Source organism: Pseudomonas sp. GNP012 (assembly GCF_054343835.1).
Genome location: NZ_JBTGUU010000001.1, coordinates 5,032,982 through 5,059,082, shown reverse-complemented (window position 1 = coordinate 5,059,082; position 26,101 = coordinate 5,032,982). Strand labels below are relative to the sequence as shown.

Sequence of the window (26,101 nt, the reverse complement as noted above, 5' to 3'; positions counted from 1 at the left end):
GCCTCCATTCGTAATGTATGCGAATGGGCGCCGTTGTGCGTTTAGTGTCTGGCTTAAGGCCAGGCAACGCCCCATCCGAGCCTGACAGGTCGAACCTGCTGCAGCGCCCCTCGGACAGGTGGCGGGAAAACGGTATCAAGTGATGATGACCGTTTTGAAACGGTGGCGATTATAGCGGGCTATGCTGATCTTCCAAAGTGTTTCTGTCGGTCAATGTCCGAACGGTAATCGAGACCATAGTCGATGCTCAATAGAGCTCTGGGTCGGGCTCTGCCATGATGGTCAGCATCATTCGGCAAGGCGCTCAGGAGTGAACATGAATTTCCACACCCGCAAATGGGTCAAACCCGAAGACCTCAATCCTAATGGCACTTTGTTCGGCGGCAGCCTGCTGCGCTGGATCGACGAAGAGGCGGCGATCTACGCCATCGTCCAGTTGGGCAACCAGCGTGTAGTGACCAAGTACATTTCCGAAATCAACTTCGTCAGCGCCTCGCGCCAGGGCGACATCATCGAACTGGGCATTACCGCCACCGAGTTCGGCCGTACCTCGATCACCCTGACCTGCGAAGTGCGCAACAAGATCACCCGCAAGAGCATCCTCACGGTCGAGAAAATGGTCTTCGTCAACCTCGGTGAAGACGGCTTGCCGGCGCCCCACGGCCGAACCGAGATCAAGTACGTCAAAGACCAGTTCCAGGACGATGACGCCGTTCAGTAAGATCGGCGTCGTTTTCTTCGCGAGCAAGCCCGCTCCCACATTTGAAACACATTCCAATGTGGGAGCGGGCTTGCTCGCGAAAGCGGTTCTGTATTCGCCGAAGATTTGTCTGGGCACTGAACAGCCGTGAACCCCGCGTGTCGTAGCTAAATAGCCCGCCACTGGTTGCGCACATCATGAACTCGGCACAAGACGGCAAGACCCCGAACCTTTCGGCGCAAGAAGAGCATGAAGTCGAAAAGAGCCAGCCGCCCCGCGCCGCAGTGTTGCACGAGATCATCCGCACCCAGGGCGATCAGGAGCTCGAGCGCAGCATTGCCGCTTTGTGGTGGTCGGCGCTGGCGGCGGGGTTGACCATGGGCCTGTCGCTGATGGGCATGGGCCTGCTCAATTCGCGCCTGCCGGACGGCGAGGGATTCAAGGTGATCGCCAGTTTCGGTTATTGCGCCGGTTTCCTCGCGGTGATCCTCGCTCGTCAGCAACTGTTCACCGAAAACACCCTGACCGCCGTGCTGCCGGTGATGACCAAACCGACCCTGACCAACTTCGGCCGTCTATTGCGGCTGTGGACGGTGGTGCTGATCGGTAACCTCTGCGGCACCTTGCTGGTGGCGTACGTGATGCTGGAACTGCCGATTTTCGACAGCAAGACCGACGTCGCCTTCCTCGATATCGGCCGCAAGGTCATGGAAAACCACGCCAGCCAGATGTTCGCCAAGGGCATCGTTTCCGGCTGGATGATCGCGACCATGGTCTGGATGATTCCATCCATGGAGAGCGCCAAGATGTGGATCATCATCCTCATCACCTACCTCATGGCGCTGGGAGACTTCACCCACATCGTCGTCGGGTCGCTGGAGGTTTCGTATCTGGTGTTTGCCGGCGAGTTGCCGTGGAGGGACTTCTGGCTGGTGTTCGCCGGACCGACGCTGGCGGGGAACATCATTGGTGGCAGCTTTATTTTCGCGCTGATCAGTCATGCGCAGATTCGCAGCGAAAGCGGGCCACCGAAAGCATCAGCGGATCAGAGCGAAGCTGCTGATCCGCAGAAGATCAAAAAAACATCAAGGTGATGCTCAGCCCGCTACATTCAGCGCAGCCGCACCGCGACGCTGGCGATAGATGAAGAACAGTGCGGTCAGCACGGTCAAGCCGCTGACCAGTGCGCCGGTCCATGGCAAGTCCGCCAGGTTCGCGCCGCTGGCCACTACCAGGCCGCCAATCCATGCGCCGGCGGCGTTGCCGAGGTTGAAGGCACTCTGGTTCAGCGTTGAGCCGAGGTTCGGTGCTTCATGGGCCTGATCGATGATCAGCAGTTGCAGGATCGGGCACAGCGCGAAGGCGAAAGTCCCCCACAGTACCAGTGTGATTGCCGCCGGGATCACCGATTGGCTGGTTTGTGTGAATGCCGCCAGCACCACCAGCACCGCCAATGCCATGCCCACCAGCGATGGCAGCAAGCGGCTGTCCGCCAGACGACCGCCGAGCATGCTGCCGGCGGTCAAGCCAACGCCGAACAGCAGCAACATGATGGTGACGCCGTGGGGGCTGACGCCAGTGATGTCCTGCAGGATCGGCGCGATGTAAGTGAACACACTGAACAGGCTGGTCGAGGCCAGCACGCTCATGCCCAGGGCCAGCAGCACATTGGCCTTGCCCAGCACCTTGAACTCGCTGGCCAGGTTGGCTTTATCCATCGCGATGTTTTTCGGTAGCCAGACCCATTGCGCAATCGCGGCCAGCACACCGATCACCGACACCGCCCAGAACGTCGAGCGCCAACCCGCGTATTGCCCGAGCGCGGTACCCAATGGCACGCCGAGCACGTTGGCCAGGGTCAGGCCGGTGAACATCATGGCAATCGCCTGGGCCCGTTTGTTGGGGGCAACCAGTCCTGCAGCCACCACCGAACCGATGCCGAAAAATGCGCCGTGGCAGAGTGCCGTGATCACCCGCGCGGCCATCAGCGTGGCGTAATTCGGTGCCAGCGCGCAGAGCATATTGCCGAGGATGAACATCAGCGTCATGCCCAGCAGGGTGGCTTTGCGCGGCATGTTGGCGGTGCCGACGGCGAGGATCGGTGCACCGAACACCACACCCAGGGCGTAACCGGTGATCAGCAATCCGGCATCGGGAATGCTGACGCCGAGATCGCGGGCGACGTCGGGCAACAGGCCCATGATGACGAATTCGGTGGTGCCGATGCCGAAGGCGGCAACAGCGAGGGCAAGCAAAGCGAGTGGCATGCGCAAGGTCTCTGTCGGTAGTCTTGACGCTGTGATCAGGCATACGCAGGCCGACGACCGTTCTCGACGAGAGCGGGTCGTGCAGGATTTTTATTGGAATTGGTCTGTGCGCAACTGAGTGCGGCGTGGTCGTTTGCAGTATAAACAGCTGCTGACATATGGCGAATCAATTCTCTACCCGGATTCTCTGTAGGAGCGAGCTTGCTCGCGAAAGACGTCAAGTCGACGCGTTTATCCAGACAGCACGCGTTATCGTTAACGTCCATCGCGAGCAAGCTCGCTCCTACAGGGATCGTGTAGACAACAAAAGGAGTAGGCCGTGCTTGCGACGGCGTTGGTGTTGGTGGCGGCGCTGTTGCACGCGGCGTGGAATACCCTGATCAAGTTCAGTGCGGAGCGGCTGTTGGTGGTGGCCTGCATGGACAGCGTGGCGCTGCTCTTTGTCGCGCTGATGGTGCCGTTCCTGAGCATGCCGCCGCTGGAGATCTGGCCGTGGATCCTGGCCTCGGCAGCGTTCGAGTTGCTCTATCGCTACTTGCTGATCCAGGCCTATCGGGTCGGCGACCTCGGGCTGGTTTATCCGCTGATGCGCGGCCTGTCACCGTTGGTGGTGCTGGCTCTGACGCTGATTTTTGCCGGGGAGGTGCTGACCCATCAGCAGATTTTCGGAATCCTGCTGATCCCGTTCGGCATGCTGTGCCTGCTCTGGCAGGGCGGTGGCGGTGCGCGTTTACCCTGGTCGATGCTGCCGGTGGTGGCGTTGATCGGCCTGTGCATCGGTTGCTACACCTACATCGACGGTCAGGCCTTGCGGCGCTGGTCCCATCCACTGGATTACCTGGTCTGGGTCACCTTGCTCAGTGCCTGGCCGTTTCCATTGTTGGCATGGGTACGCAAGCGCCCCGCGTTCATGCTGTTCTGGCGCGAGCAGTGGCGCCTGGGCCTGGCGGTCGGGTTTTGCGTGTTGTTCAGCTACGCTCTGGTGCTGTGGGCGATGCAATTGGGCTCGATTGCAGAAGCGGCGGCGTTGCGCGAGATCAGCGTCATTCTGGTGGTGCTGTTTGGCATGCGTTACCTCAAAGAACCTTTTGGCGGGCCACGCCTCTTAGCCTGTGGGCTGGTGCTGATCGGCATACTGGTGATGAAGTTTTGATCGCCGTTGATGGATTCGATTTTCTACAACTTGAAGAAGGGACTGCGTAATGACGGTTGCTCTGTGGTGCATTTTGATTGCGATCTTCCTGCCGTATCTGTGCACGGGTGTCGCGAAGGTCAGTGGCGGGTTCCGACTCAAAGACAATCATGATCCACGAGGGTTTCTCGATTCCCTGGAGGGTTTGGGCAAGCGGGCAAATGCGGCGCAGCTGAACAGTTTTGAGGTGACGCCGGCGTTTGCAGCCGCGGTGATCGTGGCGCACCTGGCGGGCAACGCCGAATTGGTGACCATCAATGTGTTGTCGGTGCTGTTCATCACCAGCCGTCTGCTTTTCATCATTTTCTATCTGGCGGACCTGGCGATGCTGCGGTCGTTGATGTGGTTCGTGGGGATGGCGTTGATCGTGAGTTTCTTTGTGGTGTCCGTCTGAGTCTCAGGCGCTAATCAAGGCCTCTTCGCGAGCAAGCCCGCTCCCACATTTGATCCTCAGTGGACACAGATTCTGTGTTCGACAGTGATCCGGTGTGGGAACGGGCTTGCTCGCGAAAGCTATCTGTCAGGCGATGCGAGACTCAAGGATTGGTTTTAACCGCATCGGCCACCTGCGGCACTTGCGGCAACGCCGCACCTTTGGGCCAGAGCATCCAGATCTGCCCCTGCTGTTTCATGTCCCCGGCCAGTTGCCCGGCTGCATCGCCGGTGCCCCAGAACAGATCCGCTCGGACTTCACCGGCAATTGCACCACCGGTGTCCTGTGCTGCTACGGGGCGAACCAGGGCTGTGCCGTCCGGCCTGGTGGTGGACAGCCACAGCAGGCTGCCCAGTGGAATCACCTTGCGATCCACGGCTGCGCTGTAACCGGCGGTCAGCGGTACGTTCAACGAACCGCGCGGACCTTCGTTACTGTCCGGGTTACGGGTGAAGAACACATAGCTGGGGTTGCTGCCGAGCAATTCGGGAATCCGCGACGGATTGGCCTTGGCCCAGGTGCTGATGGCGCCCATGGTCACGTCTTCTTTTTTCAACTCGCCCTGTTCCACCAGCCAGCGGCCGATCGGTCGATACGGATGGCCGTTCTGGTCGGCATAGGCGATGCGCAACTGGCGGCCGTTATCGAGCTGGATACGACCCGAGCCCTGGATTTGCAGGAATTGCAGGTTCATCGGATCGGTCAGCCAGGCCACGACCGGTGCCTTGACCCCTTTGCTCTCGATGGTGGCCGCATCGTCGTACGGCTTGAGCACGCGACCTTCAAGTCGACCGCGCAGGCGTTTGCCCTTGAGTTCCGGGTAAATACTGTCGAGGGCGACAATGATCATGTCTTCTGGGACGCCATAGACCGGGACATTGGCCGTGCCGGTCTGGGTCAGGCTGCCCGGATAGACCGGCTCGTAGTAGCCGGTGATCAAGCCGTTGGGGTTGTCGTTGGCGGCGCGCAGGCCATACACATCGAGATTCTGTTTGAGAAAACCGCGAATGTCGCTGGCGGTTTGCGGCACGTTGGCCGCCGCCGCGCAGGTGCCACCCCAGACCGGGTCGGCCTTGAGTCGGGTGCAGGCGCTGCGCCAGGAGCCGAAACCGGCGACCAGGTCGGTGTCGGACACCGCCGGCAGCGCTTCCCATGTGGCGCTGGAGTAAGTGGCCAGGGCATGGGTTTTCGGTTGTTGCTTGTCGCCGCCGGTGCAGCCTGCGAGCAGGGCCATCATTGGCAGGGTCCAGGCCAGGCTGTGACGCCATGCCTTGAAACGGCTGTTCATGGAGTGATTCCTTTGCCGGTTGCCTGATCGCTCCATGCGCTCAAGCAACCCTTATTGATAATAGGGCTATTGGTCTTTGCCGATGACGCGAGGATACTGGCCGCCGTTTCCCGTGACCTGAAGCCACCATGACTCTTAAAAGACTTTCTGTTGTATTGCTGGCCTGCGTGACATTGTCCGCTTGTGGCGGTGTTGACCCCAACTCGCCGCTCGGTCAGCGCAAAGCCATTTTCAAGCAGATGCTCAAGACCGGCGAAGACCTGGGCGGCATGTTGCGCGGGCGTATCCCGTTCGATGGTCCGAAATTCGCCGAGGGCGCGGTGAAGCTCGATGGATTGTCCCGTGAGCCGTGGCAGCATTTTCCGCAGGCGCGCGAGGAGGATCACACCAGCGCCAAGAGCGATGTCTGGGAGCAGCAGGCACGCTTTCAGGGCATGGCCCGCGATCTTGAATCCGCCACCGATGAATTGGTGATCGCCAGTCAGATTCAACCCTACAAGGCCAGCAACCTGGGGCCGGCGGTGCAGAAAGTCGAAGATGCTTGCAGTGCGTGTCATAAGGCGTTTCGGGATCATTGAGTGGCGTTGTTCGGTCTGACGTCTTCGCGAGCAAGCCCGCTCCCACAGGTGGTCTCATAACTCTGTGGGAGCGGGCTTGCTCGCGAAGGCTGCTTTAGTAGCACCAAAGATCCATGTTCGTTGCCAGTGCTTACTTCTCCAGCTCATCCAAAGCGTCCTGCAATTCCTTGCGGGCATCGGCGAGTTTGTCTTTGCGCGTGTTGATCTTGTCGGGGTCGCCTTTGCTCATGGCCTTGTCGAGGTCTGCCTGACGCTTGCTGACTTCGTGCCTGGCGTCGAGCACCTTGTTTTCCCGCTCCTTCTTCAGCGAGGCGTCGGTGCAGTTGGCTTCGACTTCGCTCAGGGCCTTTTCCAGGCCGGCCTGCTGGTCGGCGTTGCCGTGGACCTTGGCCAATTCGATCTGGTTGACGATACCTTGCTTCTTGGCTGCGCAACCGGACAGCCCCGGCGCTTCCTCGTCCGCCATCAACGGGGTTGCCAGCATGCTGCACAGGGCCAGGAGGGCGAGCGGTGAAAGAAATTTCATAAAAGCTCCATGTAAGAAGGCAAGCGGGCCGGTGTGGCAATGGCTTGTTGGAGCCCAGCGGTCCCCAGGGGTTCCCGGTGGGCACAGGGCCGGCAGCTAAAAGCCGTCAATCCCCGCTTCACGTAACGTTTCACTCAAGGCTAGGACCTGCGGATCGCGGAAAAAAGCGTTCAGTTGCGCCGCGCGTCCCGGCCCGATACCGGCCTCGGCCTGCCATTGCTCGATGTCTCGCTGCGCCAGCGTCTGCCATGAATCGCCGAGAGGCACCGGACCTGTCGGCGGCAATCCCAGGGCTTTCAGCCAGTGCGCGAACGGGCGTTGCCGGGCCCGGTCGAAGCTGTCTGCAAGGCGAGCCGCACCGCGTTCGCCGAAACCGTCAATGGTAGCAAGCTCTTGGGCATCAAGGGTCAACCAATCCAGCAGACCGTTCAGGCGACCTGTTGCAAGAAGTTTTTCCCAAGTGCCCGGACCGACATAGGGTAGCGCCAGACCCTGTTTGCCGCTGAGCCAGGTCAGGCGTGCTAGAAATTGGCCCTCACAACCCGGAGTTGGCTGCCAGCAACTCAATGAATGAAAGTCCGCTGCCTTCGGCACATTCAATTCGGCGCGCTCGCTGCTGCGCAACACTACGCTATCGAGCCTGGGAATGGTCAGCCCGGCCAGGCTGATGGCGACCTGATCACCCGGACGTATGTCCAGCGCCCGCCAGCGTTGCAACGAGCCGACGCTGACGCGGTTGATCTGCCGGTCATCGAGCATCACCGGGGTCAGTTCAAGCACCGGAGTGATCCGCCCGGTCCGGCCGATTTTGAAATGAACGTGGCGGACTTCGGCCAGTGCCTGGGCGAAGGGATATTTCCAGGCGATAGCCCAGTAGGGTGGCCGGGCTTGCCAGCGTTCGGCGGCCGGGCGCTGGTTCTGGCGCAGGACGATGCCGTCGCTGGCAAAGGGCAGGGAGGTGCGATACCAGTGTTCGCGCCAGCGTTCGGCATCGAAGACGGAGGTGATTGGCTGGCTGTAGGCTGTGGTATCCGGGAAGCCCAGCTCCGCCAGTGCTTCTGCCCGGGCGAGAGTGCTTGCCGGCCCTTGGGGCCAGTCCCAGACAAACAGGTCGATGCCGGCGGCCTGTTCGTTGCTCAAGACCTTGCGCGCCATCAGTCCCGCCACCGTGGCGCGGGCGTTGAGGCTGCCGGCCCGGGCCTGCACATGATCGGTCAGGCGCCAATACAGTTCGCCTTGCACGAGCAAATCCCGAGGCCGGGATAGCTGCTGCGGGATGGCCGGAATCTGTCGTGCCGGAGCCGTCCAGTCCTGACCGCTCTCGCCGTCGCCGCGGCTGATGGCCTGGGCCAACTGACCATTACGGTAAACCAGGGTCACCGCCACCCCGTCGATTTTAGGCTGGGCCCAGACGTCCACCCGGTCACGCAGCCATTTTTCGACGGCGGGTCGATCATGCAGTTTGCCCAGGCCGGTGTGGGCGATGGGGTGGGGCAGCGCGCCGCGCGCGGTGCGCAAGGGGTCTGCGGGCGGGTTCAGGTTGAAGCAGTGGCGCCATTGGGTGAGTCGCGCGCGGGACTGGTCGTAGAGTTCATCGGCGACCAGTGAATGTCCCTGGCGGTGATAGCTGTCGTCCCATGAGTCGATCTGCTGCTGCAGTGTGCCGACTTCCTTCAGAGCGCGTTCGGATGGCCAGTCCGGGCACTCGGTGGCGCTGGCATTCAGGCAGGCAAGGGTCAGCAGGGCGGCGAAAAACAGGCGCAGGTCGGGAAGCATCTTGAGCGTCCTTGCTCGGTGAGGTGCGTGAAGGCTAGGTCAGTATCTGTTGGTGCAGCGGGTGGGGTTTTTACCGAGTGTTTCTGGTGACTGGGCGGGCCTCTTCGCGAGCAAGCCCGCTCCCACAGGGTTATGAGTTAGTCGGAACACCGCCGTCAACTGTGGGAGCGGGCTTGCCCGCGAAGGCTGCGACGCGGTGTAAAGCGAACCCCCAATAAAAAGCCCCGCAGGGCGCGAACCGTGCGGGGCTTGGAGTGTTGCGGGGACGTCTTACAGGCCGGCAGCAGAACGCAGGGCGTCGGCGCGGTCGGTTTTTTCCCAGGTGAACGTGGTGAAGGTGTCGTCACCAACGGTCTTGGTTGCCGGGGTGCGACCGAAGTGGCCGTACGCAGCGGTTTCCTGGTACATCGGGTGCAGCAGGTCGAGCATGGTGGTGATCGCGTATGGACGCAGGTCGAACACTTCGCGAACCAGTTTGACGATCTTGTCGTCGCTGATCTTGCCGGTGCCGAAGGTGTTCAACGAGATCGAAGTCGGTTGGGCAACACCGATCGCGTAGGAAACCTGGATCTCGCAACGCTCGGCCAGGCCGGCGGCAACGATGTTCTTGGCCACGTAACGACCGGCGTAGGCCGCCGAACGGTCAACCTTCGATGGATCCTTACCGGAGAACGCGCCACCGCCGTGACGGGCCATGCCGCCGTAGCTGTCGACGATGATCTTGCGACCGGTCAGGCCGCAGTCACCCACCGGGCCACCAATGATGAACTGGCCGGTCGGGTTGATGTGGAACTGGGTGTCCTTGCTCAGCAGTTCGGCAGGCAGCACGTGCTTGACGATCAACTCCATCACGCCTTCGCGCAGGTCGTTGTACGACACTTCCGGGTTGTGCTGGGTCGACAGGACGACCGCGTCGATACCGACAACCTTGCCGTTTTCGTAGCGGCAGGTCACTTGCGACTTGGCGTCCGGACGCAGCCAAGGCAGCAGGCCGGATTTGCGGGCTTCGGCCTGGCGCTGCACCAGCTGGTGCGAGAAGGTGATAGGCGCAGGCATCAGCACGTCGGTTTCGTTGCTGGCGTAGCCGAACATCAGGCCCTGGTCGCCGGCACCCTGATCTTCAGGCTTGGCACGGTCGACACCCTGGTTGATGTCAGGGGACTGTTTGCCGATGATGTTCATCACGCCGCAGGTGGCGCCGTCGAAGCCGACGTCGGAGCTGGTGTAGCCGATGTTGGTGATCACGTCACGAACGATCTGCTCCAGGTCAACCCAGGCCGAAGTGGTGACTTCGCCGGCGATAATGGCCACGCCCGTTTTCACCAGAGTCTCGCACGCCACACGGGCGAACTTGTCTTCAGCAATGATGGCGTCCAGCACCGCATCAGAAATCTGGTCGGCGATTTTGTCCGGATGCCCTTCAGACACGGACTCGGAGGTGAAAAGGGAGTATTCGCTCATCTCGATGTTTTCCTGAAATTACCGATGGTGAGTGTCGCCAGCCGGTCGCTGAAAGTGGCGGACCTGGATCTGGAAACCATTACGTAAGCCTACATAGAGGCTTTCCCCGGGAACGAGTCCCGCAGCGGTGGCCCAACGGGCCAGATCGTCCTGTTCAAACCCCAGCCAGAGATCACCGCAGGCCTCCTTGGCCCAACTCTGGTTGTGGCTGCATAACTCTGTCACCAACAGGCTACCGCCTGGTTGCAGCAAATTGGCCATGTGCTTGAGCGCATCGGCCGGTGCGGCAAAATGGTGCAGCACCATGTTCAGTACAACGCAATCGGCCTTGAGGCTGACGCCGTTCAATGCATCGGCCAATTGCAGGCTAACGTTAGTCAGCTTGTCGCGTTCGCAGACCTGGCGCGCCAGTTCGAGCATCGCGGTGCTGTTGTCCAGCGCCGTGACCTGCGAGAAGCGGCGCGCCAGTTCCGGCAGGAATGCGCCATCGCCGGGGCCGACTTCAATGGCCGTGGCGTCTTTGTCCAGGCTCAACTTGTCGAGCAGGGCCACCACGCTTTCGCGGTACTGCGGCAGGCCGGCGATCAAGTCTTGCTGGGCGCGAAACTTCTCCGCTACCCGTGAGAAAAAGTCCTGGCTGGCGGCTGCCCGTTGCCCGTGGACCTGGGCGATGCGCGCCTGCACATCGGCTGGCAGCGTCAGGTTGTCCACTTCTTCGAGCAGGGCAGCGTGCAATTTGCCGCCCAGCAGTTCGGTATGGGGCAGGGCGCGACGGTAAAAAATCGCATTGCCTTCGCGGCGCGTTGCCACCAGGCCGGCCTGGGCCAGGACCTTGAGGTGGTGGCTCATGCCTGACTGGCCGATGCCGAAGATCTGCGCCAGTTCCAGCACGCCAAACGAATCGTTGGCCAGTGCGCGCAAAACATTCAACCGCAGGGGATCGCCGCCAGCCTTGCACAAGGCCGCCAGCTCATCGCAATCGTCATGTTGAATGGAGGGCACGCGTAAATTCATAAGGCCGGCAGTCTAGTCACGGGTCGAAGGCATCGCAAGAGCAATATCAAAAAGTTTTGATATTGCTCGATAGATGGCACTTCTTGACGTTAGCTTCAGTCAACAAACCGATGGCGGAAAGGTTTCATCAGGCGAATACGTCGTTATCCATTGGAAAAACGCCTTCAGATGACTATCTGTCATTGCCCCGAGGCGTCCGGGTGAGGGAAAATGCTCGCCTTTTTTCCGTTTCGTTTTATTCAAGTCCCCCAGGAGAACAGCGATGCCTAGCCGTCGTGAGCGTGCCAACGCCATTCGTGCCCTCAGCATGGATGCCGTGCAAAAAGCCAACAGCGGCCATCCCGGTGCCCCAATGGGTATGGCGGATATCGCCGAGGTACTTTGGCGCGACTACCTCAAGCACAACCCGAGCAATCCATCGTTCGCCGACCGTGACCGCTTCGTGCTGTCCAACGGCCACGGCTCGATGCTGATCTACTCGCTGCTGCACCTGACCGGCTACGACCTGTCGATCGATGACCTCAAGCAGTTCCGTCAACTGCACAGCCGCACCCCGGGCCACCCGGAACTTGGCTACACCCCGGGCGTTGAAACCACCACCGGTCCACTGGGCCAGGGCCTGGCCAACGCCGTGGGTTTTGCCCTGGCTGAAAAAGTCATGGCGGCGCAGTTCAACCGTCCTGGCCACAACATCATCGACCACCACACCTATGTGTTCCTGGGTGATGGCTGCATGATGGAAGGCATTTCCCACGAAGTCGCTTCTCTGGCCGGTACCCTGGGCCTGGGCAAGCTGATCGCCTTCTACGACGACAACGGTATCTCCATCGACGGCGAAGTCGAAGGCTGGTTCACCGACGACACGCCGAAGCGTTTCGAATCCTACAACTGGCAAGTGATCCGCAACGTTGACGGTCACGATCCGGAAGAGATCAAGACCGCGATCGACACTGCGCGCAAAAGCACGCAGCCAACCCTGATCTGCTGCAAGACCACCATCGGCTTCGGTTCGCCGAACAAGCAAGGCAAGGAAGACTGCCACGGCGCCCCGCTGGGTGACGCGGAAATCGCCCTGACCCGTGCGGCGCTGAAGTGGAACCACGGCCCGTTCGAAATCCCGGCCGACATCTACGCCGAGTGGGACGCCAAGGAAGCAGGTAAGGCTGTCGAAGCCGAGTGGGACCAGCGTTTCGCTGCTTACTCCGCCGCGTTCCCGACTGAAGCCAATGAACTGGTGCGTCGCCTGAGCGGTGACCTGCCAGCCGACTTCAGCGAAAAAGCCGCGGCCTACATCGCCGAAGTGGCTGCCAAGGGCGAAACCATCGCCAGCCGTAAAGCCAGCCAGAATGCCCTGAACGCATTTGGCCCGCTGCTGCCCGAGTTCCTCGGCGGTTCGGCTGACCTGGCCGGTTCCAACCTGACCCTGTGGAAAGGTTGCAAAGGCGTTACCGCCGAAGACGCCAGCGGCAACTACATGTACTACGGCGTGCGCGAGTTCGGCATGACCGCGATCATGAACGGCGTTGCCCTGCACGGCGGCCTGGTTCCTTACGGCGCGACCTTCCTGATGTTCATGGAGTACGCCCGCAACGCAGTGCGCATGTCGGCCCTGATGAAGCAGCGCGTGATCCACGTCTACACCCACGACTCCATCGGTCTGGGCGAAGACGGCCCGACTCACCAGCCAATCGAGCAACTGGCCAGCCTGCGCTGCACGCCGAACCTCGACACCTGGCGTCCAGCCGACGCCGTTGAATCGGCGGTGTGCTGGAAGTATGCGCTGGAGCGCAAGGACGGCCCTTCGGCCCTGATCTTCTCGCGTCAGAACCTGCAGCACCAAACCCGCAATGCGATTCAGATCGAAGAGATCGCGCGTGGCGGTTACGTGTTGAAGGACTGCGCGGGCGAGCCTGAGCTGATCCTGATCGCTACCGGTTCGGAAGTCGGCCTGGCTGTTCAGGCCTTCGACAAACTGACCGAGCAGGGCCGCAAGGTTCGTGTGGTTTCCATGCCGTGCACCAGCGTGTTCGATGCCCAGGACGCCGGCTACAAGCAATCGGTCCTGCCGTTGCAGGTCAGCGCACGTATTGCCATCGAAGCTTCCCATGCGGACTACTGGTACAAGTACGTGGGCCTGGAAGGGCGCGTGATCGGCATGACCACCTACGGCGAGTCGGCACCTGCGTCGGCCTTGTTCGAAGAGTTCGGCTTCACCCTTGAAAACATCCTGGGTCAGGCTGAAGAACTGCTGGAAGACTAAATCCGGAAATCGGGTTGTCTGAACTGACGCTATCGCGAGCAAGCTCGCTCCCACATGGACGGTGTATACCCTGTGGGAGCGAGCTTGCTCGCGATGACAATGGAACATTCAACGCTGCACTAACGGATTCACCACGGTAATCGAGAACCCCATGCCTCAACCGCGTCCCTACAAAGTTGCACTCAACGGCTACGGCCGGATTGGTCGTTGCGTCTTGCGTGCGTTGTTCGAGCGAGGCTCGACGGCTGGGTTCGAGATTGTCGCGATCAACGATCTGGCGGACATGGCCAGCATCGAATACCTGACACGCTTCGACTCCACCCATGGCCGGTTCCCCGGCGAAGTGAAAGTCGACGGCGATTGTCTGCATATTAATGGCGACTGCGTGAAGGTCCTGCGCAGTGCCACCCCCGAAGGCATCGATTGGGCATCCCTGGGCATCGATCTGGTGCTGGAGTGCTCCGGCGCTTATCACACTCGCGAAGACGGCCAGCGTTTCCTCGACGCCGGCGCCCCGCGTGTGCTGTTTTCCCAGCCGATGGCCAGCGAGACCGATGTCGACGCGACCATTGTCTACGGCGTGAACCAGGATTGCCTGACCGGCGATGAACTGCTGGTGTCCAACGCGTCCTGCACTACCAACTGCGGCGTGCCGCTGTTGCGCCTGCTGAATCAGGCCATTGGCCTGGATTACGTGTCGATCACCACCATTCACTCGGCGATGAACGATCAGCCGGTCATCGATGCCTATCACCACGAAGACCTGCGCCGCACCCGTTCGGCGTTCCAGTCGGTGATTCCGGTGTCCACCGGTCTGGCGCGCGGTATCGAACGCCTGTTGCCGGAACTTGCCGGACGAATTCAGGCCAAAGCCGTGCGGGTGCCGACGGTCAACGTGTCCTGCCTCGATATCACGATGCAGACTGCCACTGCGACCGACGCCATCGAGGTCAACCGGATCCTGCGCGAAGCCGCCACCAGTGGCCCGCTCAAAGGCCTGCTGGCTTACACCGAGTTACCCCACGCAAGCTGTGATTTCAACCATGACCCACATTCGGCGATCGTCGATGCCAGTCAGACCCGCGTTTCCGGCCCACGGCTGGTGAACATTCTGGCCTGGTTCGACAACGAATGGGGTTTTGCCAACCGAATGCTGGACGTTGCAGAACACTATCTGCAAACAGCAACTTCAAAAAAACCGTAGGAAGTGCGACCCATGACCGTGTTGAAGATGTCCGACCTCGATCTGCAAGGTAAGCGCGTATTGATCCGCGAAGACCTCAACGTCCCAGTCAAGGACGGTGTTGTCACCAGCGATGCGCGTATCCTGGCCTCGCTGCCGACCATCAAGCTGGCCCTGGAAAAAGGCGCGGCCGTGATGGTCTGCTCGCACCTTGGCCGTCCGACCGAAGGCGAGTTCTCCGCCGAGAACAGCCTCAAGCCGGTTGCCGACTACTTGAGCCGTGCCCTGGGTCGTGAAGTGCCGCTGGTGGCCGATTACCTGGGCGGTGTTGACGTCAAGGCCGGCGATATCGTGCTGTTCGAAAACGTGCGCTTCAACAAAGGCGAGAAAAAGAACGCCGACGAACTGGCCCAGCAATACGCGGCCCTGTGCGACGTGTTCGTGATGGACGCCTTCGGCACCGCTCACCGTGCCGAGGGTTCGACCCACGGCGTGGCCAAGTTCGCCAAAGTCGCCGCTGCCGGCCCACTGCTGGCCGCTGAACTGGACGCACTGGGCAAGGCCCTGGGCGCCCCGGCCCAGCCGATGGCGGCCATCGTCGCCGGCTCCAAGGTGTCGACCAAACTCGACGTGCTGAACAGCCTGAGCCAGATCTGCGATCAGTTGATCGTCGGCGGCGGCATTGCCAACACCTTCCTGGCCGCTGCCGGTCACCCGGTCGGCAAGTCGCTGTACGAGCCGGACCTGCTCGACACTGCTCGCGCCATCGCCGCCAAAGTCAGCGTGCCGCTGCCAGTGGACGTGGTGGTTGCCAAGGAATTCGCTGAAAGCGCCGCTGCAACCGTCAAGCTGATCGCTGACGTCGCTGCCGACGACATGATCCTGGACATCGGCCCGCAGACCGCCGCGAACTTCGCCGAACTGCTGAAATCGTCCAAGACCATCCTGTGGAATGGTCCGGTCGGCGTGTTCGAGTTCGACCAATTCGGCAATGGCACCAAAGTGCTGGCCCAGGCCATCGCAGACAGCGCGGCGTTCTCCATTGCCGGCGGTGGCGACACCCTGGCTGCCATCGACAAATATGGCGTGGCCGAGCAGATCTCCTACATTTCTACCGGTGGCGGCGCGTTCCTCGAGTTCGTCGAAGGCAAGGTGCTGCCAGCCGTTGAAGTCCTGGAAAGTCGGGCCAAGGCCTGAGGGTCGCCCGTTTGACCAGGCAAGGGAGTGTTGACATGGTCAAGACGTTAGCGCTGTTGATCGTCGCAGGTTCGCTGGTGGCGTGCGGGAGTAACCCGAAGGCCACTGCGGAACCGGCGCCGTCCGAGTCGGACAAGGGCTGCTACCAGGCTGACTGGCAGGCCGAAACCAACCCGGTGCTCAACAAGCGTTCCGGGCCCGAAGGCCTGGACAAATACGAGACCCGGACGCCCGCCAAGGAACATGGCTGCCCTTGACGGGTCTGACTCATTACTCAGGGCTGGCAGCGTGCGCCGCCAGTCGAGGGACACGGATGAAAGGTTTTATCGCCGTTACGGCGCTGGCGCTGTTGGCCGGTTGTGCTCAGATGGATCAGTTGAACCCGTTCCAGTCGTCCGCGCCTGTGGATAACTGGACCACCTGGACCTGCGACAGCCAGGCCAAAGTGCTGTGGCGCTACACCGACGACAGCCGCAACGAAGTCGATGTGCGCCTTGGCGGTGCCGATCAGGTCTACCGCTTGAAGCAGGAACCGGGTGCATCGGGCTCGCTGTACAGCAATGACATGCTGGCGTTTCACATAAAAGGTGAGGAAGGCTTGGTTTACTGGGTCGCCACCAATGATTTGATCGGCCGTGGCTGTAAGGCTGATTAACACGATTGATTTGACGTACAGAGATCCAAATGTGGGAGCGGGCTTGCTCGCGAAAGCGGTGGATCAGCTTGCATAGATGTTGAATGTTGAGCCGCATTCGCGAGCAAGCCCGCTCCCACAAGGGTTCTATGCAGTTGTTGAGATTTTGGCATCACCCGAATTCGCAGCCCGGGCTCAACCCCCGATCTGCAATAACTTGAATAGCCGCCGCCGCTACGGCAGGCTGGCACGATTAACGACCCTCAACCGGGAGAGACACACACAATGGCACTTATCAGCATGCGCCAGATGCTGGACCACGCAGCCGAGTTCGGCTACGGCGTTCCAGCCTTCAACGTCAACAACCTTGAGCAGATGCGCGCCATCATGGAAGCCGCTGACAAGACTGACTCCCCGGTGATCGTCCAGGCTTCGGCCGGTGCTCGCAAATACGCCGGTGCACCGTTCCTGCGTCACCTGATCCTGGCGGCAATCGAAGAATTCCCGCACATCCCGGTGTGCATGCACCAGGACCACGGCACCAGCCCTGACGTCTGCCAGCGCTCCATCCAGCTAGGCTTCAGCTCGGTGATGATGGACGGTTCCCTGGGCGAAGACGGCAAGACCCCGACCGACTACGACTACAACGTGCGCGTCACCCAGCAGACCGTGGCCATGGCCCACGCCTGTGGTGTTTCGGTAGAAGGCGAACTGGGCTGCCTGGGTTCGCTGGAAACCGGCATGGCCGGTGAAGAAGACGGCATCGGCGCCGAAGGCGTTCTGGATCACAGCCAGATGCTGACCGACCCGGAAGAAGCCGCTGACTTCGTAAAACGCACTCAGGTTGATGCCCTGGCCATTGCCATCGGCACCAGCCACGGCGCCTACAAGTTCACCAAGCCGCCTACCGGCGACGTGCTGGCGATCGACCGCATCAAGGAAATCCACAAGCGCATTCCGAACACTCACCTGGTGATGCACGGTTCGTCTTCGGTTCCGCAAGAGTGGCTGGCGATCATCAACCAGTACGGCGGCGACATCAAGGAAACCTACGGCGTACCGGTTGAAGAAATCGTCGAAGGCATCAAGCACGGCGTGCGCAAGGTCAACATCGACACCGACCTGCGTCTGGCATCCACTGGCGCCATGCGTCGCCTGATGGCCACCAACCCGAGCGAGTTCGACCCGCGTAAATTCTTCGGCGCCACCGTTACCGCCATGCGCGACGTGTGCATCGCTCGCTACGAAGCCTTCGGTACCGCCGGCAACGCTTCGAAGATCAAGCCGATCTCCCTGGAAGGCATGTATCAGCGTTACCTGAAAGGTGAGTTGAACGCCAAGGTCAACTAAGACCGGGCGTTAAGCTGCACAAATGAAGAACCCGCCGCGAGGCGGGTTTTTTGTGGGCGATGATCCATGGTCGACGCGGTCAGTGTGGGAGCGGGCTTGCTCGCGAAAGCGTTGTGTCATTCAACATCAATGTCGCCTGACATTACGCCTTCGCGAGCAAGCCCGCACCCACAGGGTCAACGGTGCCCCGACATTATTGATTGTGATCGATATCCAGTTTGCTGAAGGTCACTTTCCCGCCTTCAGTGGTGTACCCGGTGTTGTCCTGCACATAGACCCCGGCCTTGAAGTACAGCGGCTTGTTGCGCCAGGTTGTGCTGATTTGCGTATCCCACCGATAACCTGCCGCGCTGATGCCCAAGGCCCCGCCGGGGCTGAGGTGGATGAGGTAGTTGAACTCCTGGTCGAGTTTCACCCCTGTCGCAACAATGATCACCCGGCCTGTATCGTCATCGGGATGCATCCGGACCTTGGCGACGATATTGCCGGTGGCCGTACTGGTTTTGTATTGGTACTCGACCTTCACCAGAGGTTTCTGGCTTTGATAGGCATGGATCTGGCCGATGACGATTTTCCCGGAGCTCGGCACCTGGTTCACTGCCAGCGTGGCATACAACAAGTTGTCGGCCTCTGGGTAATACCAGTTTTTCAACGTGCCGTTGCTGTAGGTTTCACGTAATTCGGTGCGCGGATAAATCGCGTTTTCGGTACGGGAACCGGTCACGGGCGTCCAGAAAAACAATGTGCCGGTGTCGGAGTGGAAGTATTGATCCTTGAAGCCATCCACCAGTTTGGCGGTTTCGACGGTGTACGGCGGGCTGCCAACGGGAACGCTGAGGTTCCAGGTTGCGAGATCGATCATGTCGGTTCTTCCACTGGGTTCATGCTGCACGGGCGTGCCAGAAGCTCTAGACCGCACCTTTTGGGCGGCCTTTATAATCGTAGCGAAGTATTTTGTTAACGCTCGCCTGACGGGTGGTTGACGTCAACATCCTGTCGAAATGCCATCTTTCCCGGTTTTATGGGGCTGAACCATCGACCGTTAGTCGGCAAAAAGTCACAATGGTGAATGCTGGCTCACTGATACCTTCTGCTTTTGCAGAGCCGGGTCTAGAGTGAAGGCACAGTATTTGTCCGGTTTTCACGAGAAACCGGCCTGACGCCCCGCAATTAGAGAAGCAGCATGGAATGCGCGCAACCCACGCCAGTAGAAGGCGGCTCAACCCTTTTAGTCGTAGACGATTACCCTGAAAACCTGATCAGCATGCGCGCGTTGTTACAGCGCCAGGGCTGGCGGGTCATTACTGCCACCTCGGGATTCGACGCCCTCGGCTTGTTGCTTGAACACGATATCGACCTGGTGTTGCTGGACGTGCAGATGCCGGGCATGGACGGTTATGAAGTGGCGCGCCTGATGCGCGGTAGCCAGCGGACCCGCCTCACGCCGATCATTTTCCTGACCGCCAATGAACAGTCCCAGGACGCGGTCATCAAGGGCTATGCCAGCGGTGCGGTGGATTACCTGTTCAAGCCGTTCGACCCGCAGATTTTCACGCCCAAGGTCCAGGCGTTGCTCGAACACCAGCGCAACCGCCGGGCTTTGCAGCGCTTGAGTCACGATCTGGAATCCGCCCGGGCCTTTAATGCATCGGTGCTGGATAACGCGGCCGAAGGCATTCTGGTGTTGGGTGAGGACGGCCTGATCCGTTTTGCCAATCCGGCGATGTCGCGGCTGCTCAATGCGCCGGTGCAGGAACTGCAAGGCAAGGAGTTTCTGGACTATCTGCAAAAGCCCCATGTCCCGGTCTGGGCCGATTCAGAGTTTTTCACGGGCTACAAACGTGGTGAAACCTTGCGCCTGCACGATGCTCTGCTGCGTACGACGCGTGGCCAGCAGGTGCCGGTGGCCTTGTCCTGTGCGCCATTGCCTGTCGAGCAACATGCAATGGTCGTGACCGTGCTGGACATGTCGGTGGTGCGTCATCTGCATCAGCAACTGGAGTTTCAGGCGGTCACCGATCCGCTGAGCGGATTGCTCAACCGCCGCGGTTTCTACCAGACCGTAGAGAACCTGCTGTTGCGCGGTGAGCGTTCCGACAGTTCCTGGGTCTTGATGTATCTGGACCTCGACGGCTTCAAGCGCGTCAATGATTCGCTCGGGCACGATGCCGGCGATCGGGTGCTGCGCTGGGTCTCCGAGCAATTGAAGGCTTGCTTGCGGCCCTTCGACATTCTGGCGCGGATGGGTGGCGATGAATTCACCGCGTTGCTGGATCTGGAGTTTCCCGAGCAAGCGGCGAAGATTGCCGAAAAGCTCATCGAGCGCGTGTCGATCTGTCAGCAGGTCGACGGTCTTGATATCGCCCTGGGTGCCAGTATCGGCATTGCTACATTCCCCGATTGTGGTGCCAATCTCGACGGGATGCTGCGGGCGGCCGACATCGCCATGTACGAAGCCAAGCGTGCCGGTCGTCAGCAATATCGCTTCTACGATCACGAAATGAACGGTCGGGCGCGCTCGCGGCTGATGCTCGAAGAAAGTGTGCGCACGGCCATCGAGAACCGGGATTTCAACCTGGTGTATCAGCCTCAGGTTGCGATTGCGGACGGGCGGATTCGAGGCTTCGAGGCCTTGCTGCGCTGGCAGCATCCGAGCGTAGGCGACGTGCCGCCGGGACTGTTTTTGCCATTGCTGGAAGAGGCGCGGCTGATCAGTCGTCTGGGCAGCTGGATCTACCACCGCAGCGCGGGGCAGCGCAAAGCCTGGGAAACCCTGTTCACCGATGATCTGGTGCTCGGCGTCAGCTTGAGCAGCACGCAGTTCGGCATGCCCAACCTGGTCACCGAACTGCGCCAGGTGCTGGAGCGCCATGGCTTGCAGCCGCGTCATCTGGAGGTCGAGATCACGGAAGAGGCCTTGATGCATCACCCCGAGGAAACCCGCAAGCAGTTACGCCTGTTGCACAATCTGGGCGTACGAGTGGCATTGGATGACTTCGGGGTCGGCCCGTGCTCCCTGTCGCACCTGCGCGACCTGGAGCTGGACACCCTCAAGCTCGACCGGCATTTGATAGCCCGCTTGCCGGACTCGGTACGGGATGCGGCGCTGGTGCGCAGTGTGATCGACCTGTGCAAACAGTTCGGGGTGCTGGTGATTGCCGAAGGGGTGGAGACCGTCGCGCAGTATGAGTGGCTGCGGGCCAACGGCTGCGAATATGTGCAAGGCTTTCTGGTGGCCCGACCGATGATGGCCGAGGATGCCGGGGTCTTTGTCCAGCCGTTTGACTGGAGCGCGCTGCCCCGCTGAATTCGCTACACTGGCGACCTTTCAGTGACCTGTATTGCCGCCCCGATGACCGTGTTGAAATATCTCCAGGCCTATCCCGCCACCTTGCAGGATCAAGTGCGCCAGCTGATCGCCGACGGTCGGCTGGGCGATTACCTGAGCCAGCGTTATCCGCAAAAGCATGGTGTGCAGAGCGACAAGGCGCTGTACACCTATGCCCTGGACCTCAAGCAGGAATACCTGCGTAATGCTCCGGCCATCGACAAGGTGCTGTTCGACAATCGCCTAGACCTCACTCACCGTGCCCTTGGCCTGCACACCACGATCTCCCGGGTGCAAGGCGGCAAGCTCAAGGCCAAGAAGGAAATCCGCATCGCTTCGCTGTTCAAGGAAGCGCCATGCGAGTTCCTGAAAATGATCGTGGTGCATGAGCTGGCGCACTTCAAGGAATCGGACCACAACAAGGCTTTCTACAAACTGTGCGAGCACATGCTGCCGGGGTATCACCAGGTGGAGTTCGATGTGCGGGTGTACCTGACGTGGCGGGATCTGCAGGCGCTGCCGCAGGCTGCGATCTTTTAAGGAGCAATGGATGGACGTGAGCAAGACCAAGAGCAGCTTCTATCGCCGTTTGTATGTGGCGTACCTGATCGACAGCGGTCTGGCCAGCAGCGTCCCGGCGCTCACCGAAGTGACCGGCATGCCCCGGCGCACGGCGCAGGACACCATCGCGGCGTTGGCGGATCTGGATATCCTCTGTGAATTCGAGCAGGAAGAGGGCGCGCGCAACCATGCGGGGCGCTATCGGATTCGCGAGTGGGGTGCGATTGATCGAGGGTGGATCGAGCGTAATCTGCGGCAGATCAAGGCGGTGCTGGAGTATCCCTGAAATCTTTCAGTGGTTTGACTGACGCCTTCGCGAGCAAGCCCGCTCCCACACTGGAATGCGGTCCCCTGTGGGAGCGGGCTTGCTCGCGAAGAGGCCCTTACGGACGACGCATGCCAATGTGTGGAATGCCATCTTCCACATATTCCTCACCCGCCACGACAAAGCCATAGCGCCCGTAATACCCCTGCAAATGCGCCTGGGCCGAAAGGTAGACCGGCAGGCCTGGCCAGTACTTCTCGATCTGTTTCAGCGCCTGATCCATCAGTTCATGCCCCAGGCCCACGCCGCGTGCCTGCGGGGCAATGATCACCCGCCCGATCACCACGTCGCCGCCCTGCGATTGCGGGTCAAGCAACCGCAGGTAGGCCACCAGTTGGTTACCGTCCCAGGCCATCACGTGGCAGGTGTCGCCCTCCAGGTCCTGGCCATCGATATCCTGGTAAACGCATTTCTGCTCGACGACGAACACTTCTGCGCGCAGCTGCAAAATGGCGTACAGCTGCTCCTTGCCCAGGTCGCTGTGATGTTTGCAGATCCAATCGACTGTCATGTTTTGATTCCCTGAAAACGTCGTTCCGATACTAAGCGCACTCACGCCAGAAGTCTTTATGGCAGGAGAATCTGTGACAAAGGCCAAAATGCCATCATTCATTTCTCGCGTGGATGTCTTCTTTGTGTAATCTGGATCGAAGCGCTGTGCTGTGGCTTCGCTGAGCTAATGTTGAGTGCCCGGGTATTGCCGGATCAGGGGCCTTGGGTTTTTGGCTGAAAACACGTCGGGCAATCGCCCGCTAAGGATTTTTCTAGCATGCCGCGATTGCATCGAGCTTTTGCCTTGATTGGATTGCTGTTGCTGGTTCAGGGTGCAGCGGCAGAAAAACTGCGGTTGGTCGCTGATGCCTGGCCACCCTTTACCGATGCCACGCTCATCAATGGTGGTCTGGCCACGGACATTGTCAGTACCGCGCTCGCCAGGGCCGGCTATGCCAGTGAGTTTGAACAAGTGCCCTGGGCGCGCGCCCTGATGGGGTTGGGTGAGGGCCGATATGACGTGCTGGTCAACGCCTGGTACACCGAGGAGCGGACAAGACTCGGCCAGTTTTCCGGCGAATACCTGCTCAATCGCGTACGTTTTCTCAAGCGTAAGGACGCGCCCATCGAATTCAATAACCTGCAGCAATTGCACACTTATCCGATTGCCATCGTGCGCGGTTACGCCTATTCGCCCGGGTTCGACAACGATGACTCGTTGCAGAAAGTCCCCGTGCACAGCTTCGCCATGGCCGTGCGTATGGTCGCTGCCGACCGGGTCAAACTGACGCTGGAAGATGAGTACGTCGCCCGCTATTACCTCGCCCGCGAGTCACCCAAGGTACGAAACGCCGTGGAATTCCTGCCCAAGGCCCTGAGCGAGAACAGCCTGCATATTCTGGTCAGCCTGAAGAACCCGCAGCATGAGCAGATCGTTGCCGGGTTCGACCGGGAGATTGCGGCGATGAAGGCGGACGGGAGTTATGAAAAGCTGATGAAGCAGCATGGGATGTGAGTGGGCGGGCCAGAGTCTGTGGTGTTTTTGCTGGCCTCTTCGCGAGCAAGCCCGCTCCCACACTGGATTTACGTCGCTCACAGAACCCCTGTGGGAGCGGGCTTGCCCGCGAAGGGGCCGGTACAGCCAGCCTGAATCTCAATCCTCACTGGCGTCCTTGATGAGATGCGCCGCCAGTGTCCGCAACGGCCCGAGCTGCCGGCAGATCAATGCCAACTGCGTCTGCACCAGCCGCTGGCCTTCGTCGATTTCATCCGGCATCTGTTCCAGCTCATTGGCCAGTGCTTCTTCTTCATCGCTCTGAATCGCAATCGAAGCCTTGCTCGCCAGCCCCTGGGCGATCTCGTCGATGCTGGCAGCCAGTTTCACCCCGGCTCCCTCGATCAACTGTTCACGCACGTCTGCCGGCAGTGGGGTTTCCCGGTGCGCACCCAGGCCTGACAGGTAACTGAGCAGTGTGTGCGAGAGCACCAGGAAGCGGAAGCCCACGTCCGCTTCTTTTCGGAAATGCCCCGGCTCCATCAGCATATTGGCCAGCGTGGTCGACAGCGCCGCGTCGGCGTTGTGCGCGTTGCGGCGGGCCAGGCGGTAGGCCAGGTCGTCGCTTTTGCCCGCGGCGTACTGCTGCATGATCTGGCGCAGGTAAATGCTGTTGCAGGCCAGGGTGTTGGCCAGCACTTTGTTCAGGCGCCGGCCCTGCCAGTCCGGCAGGAACAGGAACACCGCCAGCCCGGCGATCAGGCTGCCGAGCAAGGTATCGAACAACCGTGGCAGGAACAATCCGTAACCGTCACCCACCTGGTTGAAGCAGAACAGCACCATCAGGGTGATTGCCGCCGTCGCCAGGGTGTAGCGAGTGGTGCGGTTGGTAAAGAACACCACCCCGGCGGCAATGGCGAAGCACGACTGGATCAGCGGGTTCGGGAACAGGTCGAACAGCGCCCAGGCCAACGTCAGGCCGATGGCGGTGCCAATGATCCGTTGACCGAGTTTGCGGCGGGTGGCGCCGTAGTTCGGTTGGCAGACGAACAGCGTCGTGAGGATGATCCAGTAGCCCTGGGACGGGTGGATCAAATGCACCATGGCGTAGCCGATACTCAACGCCAGGGGCAATCGCAGGGCATGACGGAACAGCAACGAGGTCGGCGTCAGCTGCGTGCGCAGGCGAACCCACACGTCCTTGAGGTTGCGGGGCGAACGGTCGAGCAAGCTGCTGTCGGTGGCGTCGGCCAGGGCGTCGGGGTTACTGGCATCGCTGAGCAAGCGGTCGAGGGTGCCGAGGTTGGCCGCCAGTGCCCGCAGCGAACGCAGCAGGCCGCGCCAGGCCGGGTTGCTCTGGATGCGCAGGTGTTCGAGAGAGGCATCCAGATCGCTGAGAGCCTCGGTGAAACTGGCGTCATAGGTGAACGGTTGACGCATCTGGATCGATTCGGCCAGGGCACGGCAGGCTTTGCCTTGCTGACGCAACAGGCGTTGGCAGCGGAACATGACGTCACTGTGGAAAAACGCTTCTGCGAGTGCGTTGTACGGATAGTGTGAAGAGCTGGCGCGTTCGTGGATGTCCTGGGCGAGAAAGTACAGTTTCAGGTAGCGGCTGACCTTCGATCCCGGGCGTCCGTTGCCGACCCGGTGCAGGATGATTTCCTTGGCGGCATTCAATGCCGCCACCACCCGGCCGTTCTGCTGGGCCAGTTCCAGCCGCCGGGCTTCCACGTCCATCTGCCGGATCGGCTCGAACAGCGAGGATTTCAGCTTCAGGTAAAAGCCCAGTTCGCGGAACAGCCGCGCAAGGCTCTGCTGCACCGGCTGATTGGAAAACAGCGCCTGCCACAACACTGACAGCAGGCCATACCAGGCGGCACCGGCCACCAGCAGCACCGGCTCGTGCCAGACGTCGGTAACCGCGCCGCCGCGCTGGTCCACGCCGATCATGGTGTAGACCGACAGGATCAAGGTTGCCGAAGCAATCGCGCCATAGCGCTCGCCGAGAGCGCCGAGCATGGTCAGGCAGAACGCGGCCAGGGCGAAAGCGATGATAAACAGCGAGGGGTAGGGGAAGAGCAGTTCGACGGACAGGGCGGCGACAGCGAAACACACCAGCGTCACCGCCAGCGCGTTGAGACGGCCCTGCCAGCTGTCGTCGGTCTCGGCCAGGGCACTGGCGATAATCCCCAGGAACAACGGGATCAGCAGGCCCATTTCGTCCTGATACCAACACAGCGCCATGGTGCCGGTCAGGGCAATGAACACCCTCAAGCTGTAGCTGAATTTATCCAGCGCCCAAAGGCGCCGCAGAGACTGGCGGAACGAAGTCGATGACATGAAGTGCGAGGGCCTTCCGAGGCAATGACGCTAAATTGAGCCACTAATGACGCCGACGCAATGGCGCCGATCACATCAGACAGCAAAATCTGTTCCTTTGAGCTTCACGCATAACAAATGTGGGAGCGGGCTTGCTCGCGAATACAATCTGTCAGCCGATATCTCTGTCGACTGACACAGCGCCTTCGCGAGCAAGCCC

Annotated in this window: 24 protein-coding genes and 1 riboswitch; of the genes, 15 read left to right on the top strand and 9 right to left on the bottom strand. The window is 60.5% G+C overall.

Going from position 1 to position 26,101, the window contains the following annotated elements:
- Positions 1–18: 18 nt before the first annotated feature.
- Positions 19–118: riboswitch (S-adenosyl-L-homocysteine riboswitch) on the bottom strand.
- 198 nt (positions 119–316) lie between these two features.
- Positions 317–721: an acyl-CoA thioesterase gene (locus tag ACXX83_RS22885; protein WP_007975451.1), complete on the top strand. Its 405-nt coding sequence runs from the start codon at positions 317–319 to the stop codon at positions 719–721.
- A 176-nt stretch (positions 722–897) separates the two neighbouring features.
- A complete protein-coding gene (locus ACXX83_RS22880; protein ID WP_458549679.1) occupies positions 898–1,794 on the top strand; it encodes a formate/nitrite transporter family protein in 897 nt (298 codons plus the stop codon).
- A gap of 3 nt (positions 1,795–1,797) precedes the next feature.
- Here the strand turns inward: ACXX83_RS22880 and ACXX83_RS22875 are convergent, their stop codons facing one another.
- On the bottom strand, positions 1,798–2,967 hold the full coding sequence (locus ACXX83_RS22875; protein ID WP_217836593.1) for an MFS transporter: 1,170 nt from the start codon (positions 2,965–2,967) through the stop codon (positions 1,798–1,800).
- A 319-nt stretch (positions 2,968–3,286) separates the two neighbouring features.
- Between ACXX83_RS22875 and ACXX83_RS22870 the strand changes: the two genes are divergently transcribed.
- Positions 3,287–4,120 (top strand): EamA family transporter, encoded by an 834-nt coding sequence (locus tag ACXX83_RS22870; RefSeq protein WP_458549678.1) that lies wholly within the window; start codon positions 3,287–3,289, stop codon positions 4,118–4,120.
- 49 nt (positions 4,121–4,169) lie between these two features.
- Positions 4,170–4,553 (top strand): MAPEG family protein, encoded by a 384-nt coding sequence (locus ACXX83_RS22865; RefSeq protein ID WP_217836591.1) that lies wholly within the window; start codon positions 4,170–4,172, stop codon positions 4,551–4,553.
- 142 nt (positions 4,554–4,695) lie between these two features.
- On the opposite strand, the gene mltA is transcribed toward ACXX83_RS22865, so the two are convergent.
- The gene (gene mltA, locus ACXX83_RS22860; protein WP_126048029.1) at positions 4,696–5,880 is read right to left on the bottom strand and encodes a murein transglycosylase A; all 1,185 of its coding nucleotides are present in this window, start codon (positions 5,878–5,880) and stop codon (positions 4,696–4,698) included.
- A gap of 128 nt (positions 5,881–6,008) precedes the next feature.
- Between mltA and ACXX83_RS22855 the strand changes: the two genes are divergently transcribed.
- Positions 6,009–6,458, top strand: a complete 450-nt coding sequence (locus tag ACXX83_RS22855; protein WP_458549677.1) for a c-type cytochrome — start codon at positions 6,009–6,011, stop codon at positions 6,456–6,458.
- Positions 6,459–6,588: 130 nt separating this feature from the next.
- On the opposite strand, the gene ACXX83_RS22850 is transcribed toward ACXX83_RS22855, so the two are convergent.
- The 4 genes from ACXX83_RS22850 to ACXX83_RS22835 all read right to left on the bottom strand — a co-directional run bounded on the left by ACXX83_RS22850 (position 6,589) and on the right by ACXX83_RS22835 (position 11,235).
- Positions 6,589–6,984: a DUF1090 domain-containing protein gene (locus ACXX83_RS22850; RefSeq protein WP_458549676.1), complete on the bottom strand. Its 396-nt coding sequence runs from the start codon at positions 6,982–6,984 to the stop codon at positions 6,589–6,591.
- Positions 6,985–7,080: 96 nt separating this feature from the next.
- On the bottom strand, positions 7,081–8,760 hold the full coding sequence (gene ligB, locus ACXX83_RS22845; protein WP_458549675.1) for an NAD-dependent DNA ligase LigB: 1,680 nt from the start codon (positions 8,758–8,760) through the stop codon (positions 7,081–7,083).
- Positions 8,761–9,030: 270 nt separating this feature from the next.
- Positions 9,031–10,221 carry a methionine adenosyltransferase gene (metK, locus tag ACXX83_RS22840; protein WP_008050251.1) on the bottom strand — a complete coding sequence of 397 codons (1,191 nt, stop codon included), beginning with the start codon at positions 10,219–10,221 and terminating at the stop codon, positions 9,031–9,033.
- An 18-nt stretch (positions 10,222–10,239) separates the two neighbouring features.
- Positions 10,240–11,235: an ArsR/SmtB family transcription factor gene (locus tag ACXX83_RS22835; protein WP_126048023.1), complete on the bottom strand. Its 996-nt coding sequence runs from the start codon at positions 11,233–11,235 to the stop codon at positions 10,240–10,242.
- Between the two features lie 262 nt (positions 11,236–11,497).
- Between ACXX83_RS22835 and tkt the strand changes: the two genes are divergently transcribed.
- The 6 genes from tkt (at position 11,498) to fba (ending at position 17,859) form a co-directional block, all read left to right on the top strand.
- Positions 11,498–13,495 (top strand): transketolase, encoded by a 1,998-nt coding sequence (gene tkt / locus ACXX83_RS22830; RefSeq protein WP_458549674.1) that lies wholly within the window; start codon positions 11,498–11,500, stop codon positions 13,493–13,495.
- Positions 13,496–13,646: 151 nt separating this feature from the next.
- Entirely contained in the window at positions 13,647–14,699 is a 1,053-nt protein-coding gene (gene epd / locus ACXX83_RS22825; protein ID WP_217836586.1) for an erythrose-4-phosphate dehydrogenase, read from the top strand.
- A gap of 12 nt (positions 14,700–14,711) precedes the next feature.
- A complete protein-coding gene (locus ACXX83_RS22820; protein WP_007975464.1) occupies positions 14,712–15,875 on the top strand; it encodes a phosphoglycerate kinase in 1,164 nt (387 codons plus the stop codon).
- A 35-nt stretch (positions 15,876–15,910) separates the two neighbouring features.
- Positions 15,911–16,132 (top strand): hypothetical protein, encoded by a 222-nt coding sequence (locus ACXX83_RS22815; protein ID WP_007975465.1) that lies wholly within the window; start codon positions 15,911–15,913, stop codon positions 16,130–16,132.
- 56 nt (positions 16,133–16,188) lie between these two features.
- Positions 16,189–16,530 carry an MliC family protein gene (locus tag ACXX83_RS22810; RefSeq protein WP_015097164.1) on the top strand — a complete coding sequence of 114 codons (342 nt, stop codon included), beginning with the start codon at positions 16,189–16,191 and terminating at the stop codon, positions 16,528–16,530.
- Positions 16,531–16,794: 264 nt separating this feature from the next.
- The gene (gene fba / locus ACXX83_RS22805; protein WP_007975467.1) at positions 16,795–17,859 is read left to right on the top strand and encodes a class II fructose-bisphosphate aldolase; all 1,065 of its coding nucleotides are present in this window, start codon (positions 16,795–16,797) and stop codon (positions 17,857–17,859) included.
- Positions 17,860–18,052: 193 nt separating this feature from the next.
- Here the strand turns inward: fba and ACXX83_RS22800 are convergent, their stop codons facing one another.
- Complete coding sequence (locus ACXX83_RS22800; RefSeq protein WP_458549673.1) at positions 18,053–18,721, bottom strand: polysaccharide lyase family 7 protein; 669 nt, start codon at positions 18,719–18,721, stop codon at positions 18,053–18,055.
- Positions 18,722–19,042: 321 nt separating this feature from the next.
- Here ACXX83_RS22800 and ACXX83_RS22795 point away from each other — a divergent pair, with 321 nt between their 5' ends.
- The 3 genes from ACXX83_RS22795 to ACXX83_RS22785 are packed head-to-tail and all read left to right on the top strand — an operon-like array spanning position 19,043 to position 22,034.
- Positions 19,043–21,166 carry a putative bifunctional diguanylate cyclase/phosphodiesterase gene (locus tag ACXX83_RS22795; protein ID WP_458549672.1) on the top strand — a complete coding sequence of 708 codons (2,124 nt, stop codon included), beginning with the start codon at positions 19,043–19,045 and terminating at the stop codon, positions 21,164–21,166.
- A 45-nt stretch (positions 21,167–21,211) separates the two neighbouring features.
- On the top strand, positions 21,212–21,727 hold the full coding sequence (locus ACXX83_RS22790; protein ID WP_458549671.1) for a YgjP-like metallopeptidase domain-containing protein: 516 nt from the start codon (positions 21,212–21,214) through the stop codon (positions 21,725–21,727).
- Positions 21,728–21,737: 10 nt separating this feature from the next.
- Positions 21,738–22,034 (top strand): winged helix-turn-helix domain-containing protein, encoded by a 297-nt coding sequence (locus ACXX83_RS22785; protein WP_126048012.1) that lies wholly within the window; start codon positions 21,738–21,740, stop codon positions 22,032–22,034.
- 97 nt (positions 22,035–22,131) lie between these two features.
- On the opposite strand, the gene ACXX83_RS22780 is transcribed toward ACXX83_RS22785, so the two are convergent.
- Positions 22,132–22,584, bottom strand: a complete 453-nt coding sequence (locus ACXX83_RS22780) for a GNAT family N-acetyltransferase (RefSeq protein ID WP_015097160.1) — start codon at positions 22,582–22,584, stop codon at positions 22,132–22,134.
- A 258-nt stretch (positions 22,585–22,842) separates the two neighbouring features.
- Between ACXX83_RS22780 and ACXX83_RS22775 the strand changes: the two genes are divergently transcribed.
- Positions 22,843–23,580, top strand: a complete 738-nt coding sequence (locus ACXX83_RS22775) for a substrate-binding periplasmic protein (RefSeq protein ID WP_015097159.1) — start codon at positions 22,843–22,845, stop codon at positions 23,578–23,580.
- A 138-nt stretch (positions 23,581–23,718) separates the two neighbouring features.
- Here ACXX83_RS22775 and yccS read toward each other — a convergent pair whose 3' ends face one another.
- Complete coding sequence (yccS, locus tag ACXX83_RS22770) at positions 23,719–25,902, bottom strand: YccS family putative transporter (protein WP_458549670.1); 2,184 nt, start codon at positions 25,900–25,902, stop codon at positions 23,719–23,721.
- Positions 25,903–26,101 lie beyond the last annotated feature (199 nt).